The organism is Streptomyces sp. NPDC005070, from assembly GCF_053600395.1.
Window position 1 is genome coordinate 60,168 of the sequence record NZ_JBSFZS010000032.1, and the last position, 10,065, is coordinate 70,232.

The 10,065-nt window shown below is 69.4% G+C and carries 9 protein-coding genes, 1 pseudogene and 1 riboswitch; of the genes and pseudogenes, 8 read left to right on the plus strand and 2 right to left on the minus strand.

Annotation, left to right across the window (positions count from 1 at the left end):
• Nucleotides 1–48: 48 nt before the first annotated feature.
• The 5 genes from qcrC to ACWEBX_RS13760 all read left to right on the plus strand — a co-directional run bounded on the left by qcrC (nucleotide 49) and on the right by ACWEBX_RS13760 (nucleotide 6,559).
• A complete protein-coding gene (qcrC, locus tag ACWEBX_RS13740) occupies nucleotides 49–858 on the plus strand; it encodes a cytochrome bc1 complex diheme cytochrome c subunit (RefSeq protein WP_451885054.1) in 810 nt (269 codons plus the stop codon).
• On the plus strand, nucleotides 855–1,931 hold the full coding sequence (gene qcrA / locus ACWEBX_RS13745) for a cytochrome bc1 complex Rieske iron-sulfur subunit (protein ID WP_451885055.1): 1,077 nt from the start codon (nucleotides 855–857) through the stop codon (nucleotides 1,929–1,931). The genes qcrC and qcrA overlap by 4 nt, the downstream gene beginning before the upstream one ends.
• On the plus strand, nucleotides 1,928–3,568 hold the full coding sequence (qcrB, locus tag ACWEBX_RS13750; RefSeq protein WP_451885056.1) for a cytochrome bc1 complex cytochrome b subunit: 1,641 nt from the start codon (nucleotides 1,928–1,930) through the stop codon (nucleotides 3,566–3,568). The genes qcrA and qcrB overlap by 4 nt, the downstream gene beginning before the upstream one ends.
• Nucleotides 3,569–3,743: 175 nt before the next feature.
• The gene (gene trpD / locus ACWEBX_RS13755) at nucleotides 3,744–4,808 is read left to right on the plus strand and encodes an anthranilate phosphoribosyltransferase (protein ID WP_451885057.1); all 1,065 of its coding nucleotides are present in this window, start codon (nucleotides 3,744–3,746) and stop codon (nucleotides 4,806–4,808) included.
• Nucleotides 4,809–4,893: 85 nt separating this feature from the next.
• A riboswitch (SAM riboswitch) is annotated at nucleotides 4,894–5,010 on the plus strand.
• A 187-nt stretch (nucleotides 5,011–5,197) separates the two neighbouring features.
• Nucleotides 5,198–6,559, plus strand: a complete 1,362-nt coding sequence (locus ACWEBX_RS13760; protein ID WP_451885058.1) for an aminotransferase class V-fold PLP-dependent enzyme — start codon at nucleotides 5,198–5,200, stop codon at nucleotides 6,557–6,559.
• Between the two features lie 39 nt (nucleotides 6,560–6,598).
• Here ACWEBX_RS13760 and ACWEBX_RS13765 read toward each other — a convergent pair whose 3' ends face one another.
• Nucleotides 6,599–6,880, minus strand: coding sequence for an Lrp/AsnC family transcriptional regulator (locus ACWEBX_RS13765; RefSeq protein ID WP_037624013.1), 282 nt, complete (start codon nucleotides 6,878–6,880; stop codon nucleotides 6,599–6,601).
• A 41-nt stretch (nucleotides 6,881–6,921) separates the two neighbouring features.
• Nucleotides 6,922–7,677 (minus strand): rhomboid family intramembrane serine protease, encoded by a 756-nt coding sequence (locus ACWEBX_RS13770; RefSeq protein ID WP_451885059.1) that lies wholly within the window; start codon nucleotides 7,675–7,677, stop codon nucleotides 6,922–6,924.
• A 152-nt stretch (nucleotides 7,678–7,829) separates the two neighbouring features.
• Between ACWEBX_RS13770 and ACWEBX_RS13775 the strand changes: the two genes are divergently transcribed.
• The 3 genes and pseudogenes from ACWEBX_RS13775 to ACWEBX_RS13785 form a co-directional block, all read left to right on the plus strand.
• On the plus strand, nucleotides 7,830–8,069 hold the full coding sequence (locus tag ACWEBX_RS13775) for a hypothetical protein (RefSeq protein WP_355765848.1): 240 nt from the start codon (nucleotides 7,830–7,832) through the stop codon (nucleotides 8,067–8,069).
• A 36-nt stretch (nucleotides 8,070–8,105) separates the two neighbouring features.
• Nucleotides 8,106–9,455 carry an NYN domain-containing protein gene (locus ACWEBX_RS13780; RefSeq protein WP_451885060.1) on the plus strand — a complete coding sequence of 450 codons (1,350 nt, stop codon included), beginning with the start codon at nucleotides 8,106–8,108 and terminating at the stop codon, nucleotides 9,453–9,455.
• A 391-nt stretch (nucleotides 9,456–9,846) separates the two neighbouring features.
• A pseudogene (locus ACWEBX_RS13785) lies at nucleotides 9,847–10,065 on the plus strand (hypothetical protein); the annotation flags it as partial.

Below are 10,065 nucleotides of genomic sequence, written 5' to 3' on the forward strand. Positions count from 1 at the left end.
AAACATCCAGAAGCACCGACGCAGAAGATCCTGACACCGGGGTAATCCGTGAAAAAGCTCTCCGCACGACGACGCCATCCGCTGGCGGCGGTCGTCGTCCTACTCCTCGCGCTGGCGGCCACCGGGGGGCTGTACGCCGCGTTCGCACCCGCGGGCAAGGCACAGGCCGACGAAACCGCCCAGTCCCTCGGTATCACCGAGGGCCAGAAGCTGTACTCCGTGGGCTGCGCAAGCTGCCACGGAGCCGGCGGTCAGGGCAGTTCCGACGGTCCGAGCCTGGTGGGTGTGGGCGCCGCGGCGGTCGACTTCCAGGTCGGCACCGGCCGTATGCCGGCCCAGCAGCCGGGCGCTCAGATCCCGAAGAAGAAGGTCATCTACACGCAGGCCGAGATCGACCAGCTCGCGGCCTACATCGCCTCGCTCGGCGCCGGCCCCGCGATCCCGACCAAGAACCAGGTCAGCCCCGAGGGCGCGGACATCGCCAAGGGCGGTGAACTCTTCCGTACCAACTGCGCTCAGTGCCACAACTTCACCGGCAAGGGCGGCGCGCTGACGCACGGCAAGTTCGCGCCGAGCCTGGAGGGTGTCGACCCGAAGCACATCTACGAGGCCATGCAGACGGGCCCGCAGAACATGCCGTCCTTCCCCGACACCACGCTGACGGGGAAGAACAAGCAGGACATCATCGCGTACCTCGACGCGGTCAACGGTGACGACACCGAGAGCCCGGGCGGTCTTGAGCTGGGCGGCCTCGGGCCGGTCAGCGAGGGCCTGTTCGGCTGGGTCTTCGGTCTCGGAACCCTGGTCGCCGTCGCCGTCTGGGTCGCCGCTCGGACCGCAAAGGCCAAGAAGTCATGAGTAGCCAAGACATTCCAGAAGAGAACGTGCCCGCTGTGCGGGCCTCCGACGACCACGCCGGTCACGGTCATGGTGCGGTAGCCGTCGCGGACGAGCAGAACCCGTTCGCGGACCCGGGGCTGCCGCCCCACGAGCACCGCATCCAGGACATCGACGAGCGGGCCGCCCGGCGGTCCGAGCGTCTGGTCGCCCTGCTGTTCGTGCTGTCGATGGTGGCCACCGTCGGCTTCATCGCCGCGTACGTGGCGATCCCGAACGACAAGTCGATCTTCGTGTTCCCGCTCGGGCACATCGGCGCGCTGAACTTCGCGCTGGGCATGTGTCTCGGTGTGGCGCTGTTCTCGATCGGCGCGGGCGCGGTCCACTGGGCCCGCACCCTGATGTCCGACATGGAGATCGCCGACGAGCGTCACCCGATCGAGGCGGAGCCCGCGGTCAAGGCCAAGGTCCTGGCCGACTTCAAGGACGGCGCCAGGGAGTCCGCGCTCGGCCGCCGCAAGCTGATCCGCAACACGATGTTCGGCGCGCTGGCCCTGTTCCCGCTCTCCGGTGTCATGCTGCTGCGCGACCTCGGCCCGCTGCCCGGCACGAAGCTGCGCCACACGCTGTGGTCCAAGGGCAAGCTCCTCGTCAACATGAACACGAACGAGCCGCTGCGTCCCTCGGACCTGGCCGTCGGTTCGCTCACCTTCGCCAAGCCCGAGGGCCTGGAGGAGCACGACGAGGACTTCCAGAAGCAGATCGCCAAGGCGGCCCTGATGATCATCCGGCTCCAGCCGGAGGACATCAAGGACAAGCAGGAACTCGAGTGGTCCTACCAGGGCATCGTGGCGTACTCGAAGATCTGCACCCACGTCGGCTGTCCGATCTCCCTGTACGAGCAGCAGACGCACCACGCGCTGTGCCCGTGCCACCAGTCCACCTTCGACCTCTCCGACGGTGCCCGGGTCATCTTCGGCCCGGCGGGTCACGCCCTGCCGCAGCTGCAGATCGGCGTGAACGCTGAGGGCTACCTCGAAGCGCTCAGCGACTTCAAGGAGCCCGTCGGTCCTGCATTCTGGGAGCGCGGATGAGCACTACCACCACCTCCGACTCGCGCCCCTCGCGCGAGAAGGCACCCGCCGGTGAGCGGGTCGCCGACTGGGCCGACGGCCGTCTCGGGATCTACTCCCTGGCCAAGTCCAACATGCGCAAGATCTTCCCCGACCACTGGTCGTTCATGTTGGGTGAGGTCTGCCTCTACAGCTTCATCATCATCATCCTCACGGGTGTGTACCTGACCCTGTTCTTCCACCCGTCGATGAACGAGGTGGCGTACCACGGCAGCTACGTCCCGCTGCAGGGCCAGTTGATGTCCGAGGCGTTCAACTCGACCATGCACATCTCCTTCGATGTGCGCGGTGGTCTGCTGATCCGTCAGATCCACCACTGGGCCGCGCTGATCTTCCTCGCCGGCATGTTCGTGCACATGATGCGCGTGTTCTTCACGGGTGCGTTCCGCAAGCCGCGTGAGGTCAACTGGGTCTTCGGATTCCTGCTGTTCGTCCTCGGCATGTTCACCGGCTTCACCGGTTACTCGCTCCCGGACGACCTGCTCTCCGGCACCGGTGTCCGCTTCATGGAAGGCGCGGTCCTGTCCGTGCCGATCGTGGGCACGTACCTGTCGTTCTTCCTGTTCGGCGGCGAGTTCCCGGGCGGCGACTTCGTGGCCCGCTTCTACTCGGTGCACGTGCTGCTGCTGCCGGGCATCATGCTCGGCCTGGTCGTCGGCCACCTGATCCTGGTCTTCTACCACAAGCACACGCAGTTCGCGGGCCCCGGCAAGACGAACAACAACGTCGTCGGCATGCCGCTGCTGCCGGTCTACATGGCCAAGGCCGGAGGCTTCTTCTTCCTGGTCTTCGGTGTCATCGCGGCCATCTCGGCGATCGCCTCGATCAACCCGATCTGGACGATGGGTCCGTACCGTCCGGACATGGTGTCCACGGGCGCCCAGCCCGACTGGTACATGGGCTTCTCCGAAGGCCTGATCCGTGTCATGCCGGGCTGGGAGATCAACCTCTGGGGTCACACGCTCGTCCTGGGTGTGTTCATCCCGCTGGTGATCTTCCCGCTGGTCCTGGTCGCGATCGCGGTCTACCCGTTCATCGAGTCCTGGGTCACCGGCGACAAGCGCGAGCACCACATCCTGGACCGCCCGCGCAACGTCCCGACCCGGACCGCGTTCGGTGCCGCCTGGATCAGCTGGTACTTCGTCCTGCTCGTCGGCGGCGGCAACGACATCTGGGCCACGCACTTCCACCTGGCGATCAACTCGATCACCTGGTTCGTGCGCATCGCCTTCTTCGTCGTGCCGGTGCTCACCTTCATCGCCACCAAGCGGGTCTGCCTCGGCCTCCAGCGCCGGGACCGGGACAAGGTGCTGCACGGCCGCGAGTCGGGCATCATCAAGCGGCTGCCGCACGGTGAGTTCATCGAGGTGCACGAGCCGCTCAGCCAGGACGCGCTGCACACGCTCACCGCGCACGAGCAGTACAAGCCGGCCGAGATCGGCCCGACGGTCGACGAGAACGGTGTCGAGCGCAAGGTCTCGGGCACGCAGAAGCTGCGCGCCAAGATGAGCGAGGGCTTCTACGGGGACGAAGGCCAGATCCCCAAGCCCACCGTCGAGGAGTACAAGGAGATCGCGAGCGGCCACGGCCACCACTGATCCCTGATCCCCGGCTGTTCGCCACGGCAGGAGCCCCGTCCACGCAATGGACGGGGCTCTTCGCCGTCTCCGGGCTGGATAGGGTGGACTCACCCGGTGGTGCGGGGCGATCCACCCCGCGTCACCCATGACCGTGTCACCCGCGACCGCGTGACCCACGAACCCAGGAGCGACCATGAGCGCTGTGAACCCCGCTGGAGGCGACACCGCGGCGGGCCGTTCCTGGCCCGCGGTACTGAACGGACTGCTCGAAGGCCGCGACCAGAGCGCGGACGACACCGCCTGGGCCATGGACCGCATCATGCGCGGCGAGGCGACCGACGCGCAGATCGCCGGGTTCGTGGTGGCCCTGCGGGCCAAGGGCGAGACCGTCCAGGAGATCGCCGGACTCGTCCGCGCGATGTACGAGCACGCCAACGTGATCGAGGTGCCCGGACACACCGTCGACATCGTCGGAACGGGCGGCGACGGCGCGAAGACCGTCAACATCTCCACGATGTCCTCGATCGTGGTGGCCGGCACCGGCGCCAAGGTCGTCAAGCACGGCAACCGGGCGGCGTCCTCCGCGTCCGGGGCGTCGGACGTCCTGGAGAAGCTCGGCGTCAATCTCCAACTGCCGGTGAGCCGGGTCGCCGCGGTGGCCGAGGAGGCCGGGATCACCTTCTGCTTCGCGGTCAAGTTCCACCCGGCGCTGCGTCATGTGGCGGCGGCCCGCGGCCAGTTGGGCATCCGGACCACCTTCAACGTGCTCGGACCGCTGACCAACCCGGCGCGGGTGAAGGCCCAGGCGGTCGGCGTCGCCGATCCCAGGATGGCGCCGATCGTGGCGGGCGTGTTCGCCGAGCGCGGCAACTCCTCGCTCGTCTTCCGCGGCGACGACGGCCTCGACGAGCTGACCACCACCGCGGGCTCCCACGTCTGGGTGGTCCGCGACGGCAAGGTCACCGAGGAGCGCTTCGACCCCCGCGACGTCGGGCTCGACATCGTCCCCGTGGAGGCCCTGCGCGGCGCCGACGCCTCGTACAACGCGGAGGTCGCCCGGCGCCTCCTGGACGGCGAGAAGGGGCCCGTACGGGACGCGGTCCTGCTGAACTCGGCGGCCGCCCTGGTGGCCCTGTCGCCGACCGGCGCGCCGCTCGCCGAGCAACTCCGCGCCGGAATGGAGAAGGCCGCCGAGGCCATCGACTCCGGCGCCGCCAAGCGCACCCTGGAGCGCTGGGTGGCCGCCAGCAACGCCTGATCCACCCGGGATCCCACGCGAGACGCGGTCCGGATCGTGGACCGCGTCTTGCGTGGGGAAGATCCTCTGGCAAGATGCTGTACCAGGTCATGAGTGACAGCCATCAGGCCCCGGCCGGCTGTCCGGCAACCCTCCGTCCGTGGCGGGGTGCCCCGGGTGAAGACCAGGTCGTAGGCAGCGAGGCCTACGGCAAGCGCGGACCCCTCCCGCTCTCCGGGCGGACAACCAGGGGTCCTGGTCGTTCGAGGGAGCCTTCTGTGAGCAAGCGAATGCGTTAGGGCGCCGAGCCCCGCCTCCGCACACGCCTTTCACCCTTCTCCCGCGCTGAGCGCCGTCCTCCGGCGGCCGGCTCGCGCGGTGATTCCGCCTGCCTCTCACAGGAGCTCGCCATGTCTGCTTCCACCGTTGCCACCGACCGGACCGTTTGTGCCCCTCTGTCCGTTCTCGGCCGGGATGTCACCGTCCCGCTCGTCACCGGCGGCGAGGTGACCTACGCGGCGCTCGACTACGCCGCCAGCGCGCCCGCCCTCCAGCGGGTGTGGGACGACGTGGCCGCGTACGCGCCGTACTACGGCAGCGTCCACCGGGGCGCCGGCTACCTCTCGCAGCTCTCCACCGACCTCTTCGAGAACGCCCGCAGGACCGTCGCGGAGTTCCTCGACTGCCGCGCCGCCGACCAGGTGGTCTTCACCCGCTCCACCACCGACTCGCTCAACCTGCTCGCCGCGGCGCTCCCGGCCGGCTGCCAGGTCTTCGTCTTCGAGACCGAGCACCACGCCTCGCTGCTGCCCTGGCGTGACGCCCGGGTGACCTACCTGAACGCCCCGCGCACCCCCGCCGAGGCCGTCGAGACCCTGGAGTGCGCCCTCGCCGCCCGCGACCCTTACGGGCCGGCCCTGGTCTGCGTCACCGGCGCATCGAACGTCACCGGGGAGCTGTGGCCGGTGCGGGAGCTGGCCGCCGCCGCGCACGCCCACGGCGCCCGCATCGTCCTCGACGCGGCGCAGCTCGCCCCGCACCACCCGGTGTCGGTCCAGGACCTCGACGTCGACTGGGTCGCGTTCTCCGGGCACAAGCTGTACGCGCCCTTCGGCTCCGGCGTCCTCGCGGGCCGCTCCGACTGGCTGCGCGAGGCCGACCCCTACCTCGCGGGCGGCGGGGCCAGCCGCAAGGTCACCCGGCGCGCGGACGGCGGCGTGGACGTGGAGTGGCACGACAGCGCCGCCCGCCACGAGGCCGGCTCGCCGAACGTCATCGGCGCCTACTCGATCGCGTCGGCCTGCAAGGCGCTCACCGACGAGGGCTTCGACAACCTGCTCGCCCGCGAGCGGCACCTGATCCGCACCGTCCGCGAGGGCCTCGCCGAGGTCCCCGAGGTCCGCGTCCTCTCCCTCTTCGGTGACGACGCCCCGCGGGTCGGCGTCATCTCCTTCGTCGTCGAGGGCTGGAACAGCTCGCACTTCGCGGCCGCGCTCTCCGCCGAGTACGGCATCGGAGTGCGCGACGGCCTCTTCTGCGCCCACCCGCTCGTCCGCACACTCCTCGGCAGCGACCCGGAGACCGCGGGTGAGTGCGGAGCCCCCGAGGCCGCCCCCGGCGAGAAGTCCCTCAACGCCATCCGCGTCAGCTTCGGGGCCGGCACCCCCGACGAGCACGTCGAGCGGTTCGTCCGCGCGGTGCGCGAGCTCGTCAGGGACGGCGCGCGCTGGCAGTACCGCACCGAGGACGGCCGCTGCGTCCCGGCGGTCTGACGCCCACGGCAGCTCCGCCCGGAGGCGGCGCCGCGTCGGTCAGGAGTCGAGACCGATCGCGAACGCCGCCTCCAGGTCGTGCTGGGAGTACGTACGGAACGCCACGTGCGTGTCCGTCGCCTCGACGCCCGGGATCTTGCTGATCTTGCCGGGGATCACGTCCGCCAGGTCGTCGTGGGCCTGGACCCGGACCATGGCGATCAGGTCGTAGGTGCCGGTGACGGAGAAGACCTCGCTGACGCTCTCCAGCGACGCGATCGACTCGGCGATCTCGGGGATGCGGTCCACGCTGGTCTTGATGAGGACGATCGCGGTGATCACGGCTGGTTCTCTCCCTAGGGGCCGCTGCTGGGGATCTCACCCTACTCGCGGTCCACGGGACCCGGCCGCTCCACCGGGGGCCCCGGCAGGACCCTCCGGACGGGCACGACGGCCGGGCGGCGCCGGAAGCGGGCCCACGCGTAGACGAAACCCAGGGAGAAGCCCACGAGGTGGGCCAGATAGGCGACCCCGGGACCCGAGCTGCTGCGGCCCGCCGCCAGCCACTGCAGGGAGAACCAGAACGGCAGCACCACCCAGGCCGGGAACCTCAGCGGCAGGAAGAACAGGAACGGGAAGAGACTGGTCACCCGGGCCTTGGGAAAAAGGTAGAGGAACGCGCCGAGTACCGCGGAGATCGCCCCGGAGGCCCCGACCAGGGACTGCTGCGAGGTCGCGTTGGCGGCGGCGTACCCGAGCAGGGCCAGATACCCGCAGCCCAGGTAGAAGAGGGCGAACTCCAGATGGCCCATGCGTTCCTCGGTCATGAGCCCGAAGACGTAGAAGAAGAGCATGTTGCCCAGGAGATGGAGCCAGCTTCCGTGGATGAACAGGGCGGTCGCCGGTGTGAGCGCCTCGCCCGGCGCCCCGTCGAACAGGGCGGCCGGCACGACGCCCCAGCGGCGGAAATACGCCCGCTGCGCGACCAGCAGCTCGTCCCCGGTGCCGTACGCGGGATCGAGCCCCGAGGCGGGACCGATCACGAAGATCAGACAGCACAGGACGATCAGTCCGTACGTCACCGGCGCGGACCGGCCCCGCAGCGCCCCGCCGACCGTCGCACTCCAATTGCCGATCATGGTGCAGAGCATGACGTAACCACGCCGATGCGCACAGACCGCCTCGCCGCCGTGGACAGCCGAGCGTCGAGTACCCGCCAGGCCGTAGGGTTACGAGCCAAAGCGCCGGGAAAACCGCGCCGGACGGACACTAGAAGGAAAGCGGCTGCCCTATGACGGTTCCCCTGCCCGATGCCAAGACCCGCTGGCGCTGCACCCTCTGTGGCAACCTCACGCGTTTCGACGTGACTCGCTCGTCGAAGGTCGTCGAGTATGTGCACCTGGACCTGGCCGGTGAGCCGAAGGTCGAGGAGCGCGAGGTGGTCAGTGAGACCATCGAGGCGGTGCGGTGCCGTTGGTGCAACGCGGTGGATCAGGTCGAACTCGTGGACAGGCCGGGCGCCGGCTCCTGACGGAGCGGGGCCCGCACGGATATTGGGGTGAAACGGATGGTGGAGACCACAGGCGGGGAGCCGGACGACGGCACCGCCGAGGTGCTCGACCGTCCGCTGCCCGACGGCGTGCGCCGTCGGGTCGTGCAGATCGTCTCGGACGGCTTCGGCGGGCTGACGGTGTCCGAACTGCCCGCGCAATTGAGGCAGTACGCCCGGTTCGCCCCCAATCGCCGCGTCAAGTTCGCCGGTAACGCGATGGCGGCGGCGCTGGAGACGGACCCGCTGTTCAGACAGCGCATCGCCGAGAAGCTCAGAGAGACCCAGTCCGAGCTCGTCGGCGCTCTCGACTCGGGCGCGCCGCCCCCGGCCGCGGATCCGCTGGACGTGGCGGCCGCGGCCTATGTCGTGCGCCCGGCCGGCTGGGTGAAGCTCGTGACCGCCGCGGGCGAGGAGGCCCTGCGGGCGGACGCCGAGCGCGCCGGCGAGGAGAGCCGCGCCGAACTGGACCGGCTGCGCGCGGACCTCGCGGAGGCCCGCGGGCAGACCCGCGCCGAGACCGAACGGCTGCGTACGGAACTGGAGTCGGCCAGGAAGGAAGCGGAATCGCTTCACCGCAAGCTGCGCGGGGCCCTCAGTGACGTCAAGCGCGGTGAGGCGGCCCTGCGCAAGCTCCAGGCCGAGACGGACGGCGCGAAGGCGGAGAGCCAGGCACAGGTGTCCGCGGCCGAGAGCGAGACGCGGCGCCTCAAGGCGCGGCTCTCGGAGGCCGAGGCGGCCCTGGAGGCCACCCGCAAGGCGGCCCGCGAGGGGCGCAGCGTCGAGGACATGCGGGTGCGGCTGCTGCTCGACACGGTCCTGGAGGCGGCCCAGGGGCTGCGCCGGGAACTGGCGTTGCCTCCCGTCTCCGTGCGGCCCGCGGAGACGGTCGAGGCGGTCGAACCGGGGCGGATGACCCCGAAGGACATCGCCACCCGCGCGCTGTCCGAGAACGACCCCGCGATCCTGGACCAGTTGCTCGCGCTGCCCCAGGCGCATCTGGTCGTCGACGGCTACAACGTCACCAAGACCGGCTATCCCCAGATGCCGCTGGAGAAGCAGCGGCTGCGGCTGCTCGGACAGCTCTCGCAGCTCGCCGCGCAGACCGGCGCCGAGGTCACCTGTGTCTTCGACGGGGCGGAACTGGCCGCGCCGGTGCTGCTCGCGCCCCCGCGCGGGGTGCGGGTGCTCTTCTCCAAGCCCGGCGTCACGGCGGACGAGCTGATCCGTCAGCTCGTGCGGGCCGAGCCGCCCGGCCGCCCGGTCATCGTCGTCTCGACCGACCGTGAGGTGGCCGACGGGATCGCCAAGGCGGGTGCCCGGCCGGTGGCGTCCGTGGTGCTCCTCAAGCGCTTCTCGCGCGGCTGAGCATGCGCTGCTCGCGCGGCTGAGCGTTCTTTTCCTTCTTTCGTCCCTTTCGTTCCGCTTCGCGGAGCGGATTCCGTGCGGTCGGCGATCGGTTCCCTAAGTCGCATGAGTCCCCTACGTACCATGCGCAACGTCTAGGACTGATGCCCGAATTCGTCGGACATTCACACGACGTAGTGTCAAGCGAACATCACTGCAGGTGAGTTGATGGCAAAGAATGCTCTCCGTGACAAAGAATTTTCAGGTTTGGATTTGAACTGATCACAAGTAGGTCACTAGGGTCATGCCTCGAACCTCCAACTAGGGTGATCACTCATGGGGAGTGACGGTGGAGGGGCACCGCCCGTCGGCGTTTTCGGCAGGCGGCTGGAGGAAGAAGGAGCTCGCCTTCGTGGCGTCCCACCGTCGACCCAAGCAGCCGAGCCGCACCCGTGTGACCGTGCTCACCACCGCCGCCGCAGCAGCCGTTGTGCTGAGCGCCAACGCCGCCAACGCGGCCCCGTCCGAGAAGCCCAACAAGGACGAGGTCAAGACCAAGGTCGACAAGCTCTACGAAGAGGCCGAGCAGGCCACCGAGAAGCTCGACGGCGCCAAGGAGAAGCAGCAGAAG

Bases quoted from the DNA above. Each gene is read 5' to 3' on its own strand.
- ACWEBX_RS13780 (WP_451885060.1), top strand. From the start codon at position 8,106: ATGGTGGAGACCACAGGCGGGGAGCCGGACGACGGCACCGCCGAGGTG.
- ACWEBX_RS13775 (WP_355765848.1), top strand. From the start codon at position 7,830: ATGACGGTTCCCCTGCCCGATGCCAAGACCCGCTGGCGCTGCACCCTC.
- qcrA (WP_451885055.1), top strand. From the start codon at position 855: ATGAGTAGCCAAGACATTCCAGAAGAGAACGTGCCCGCTGTGCGGGCC.
- ACWEBX_RS13760 (WP_451885058.1), top strand. From the start codon at position 5,198: ATGTCTGCTTCCACCGTTGCCACCGACCGGACCGTTTGTGCCCCTCTG.
- ACWEBX_RS13770 (WP_451885059.1), bottom strand. From the start codon at position 7,677: ATGATCGGCAATTGGAGTGCGACGGTCGGCGGGGCGCTGCGGGGCCGG.
- trpD (WP_451885057.1), top strand. From the start codon at position 3,744: ATGAGCGCTGTGAACCCCGCTGGAGGCGACACCGCGGCGGGCCGTTCC.
- qcrB (WP_451885056.1), top strand. From the start codon at position 1,928: ATGAGCACTACCACCACCTCCGACTCGCGCCCCTCGCGCGAGAAGGCA.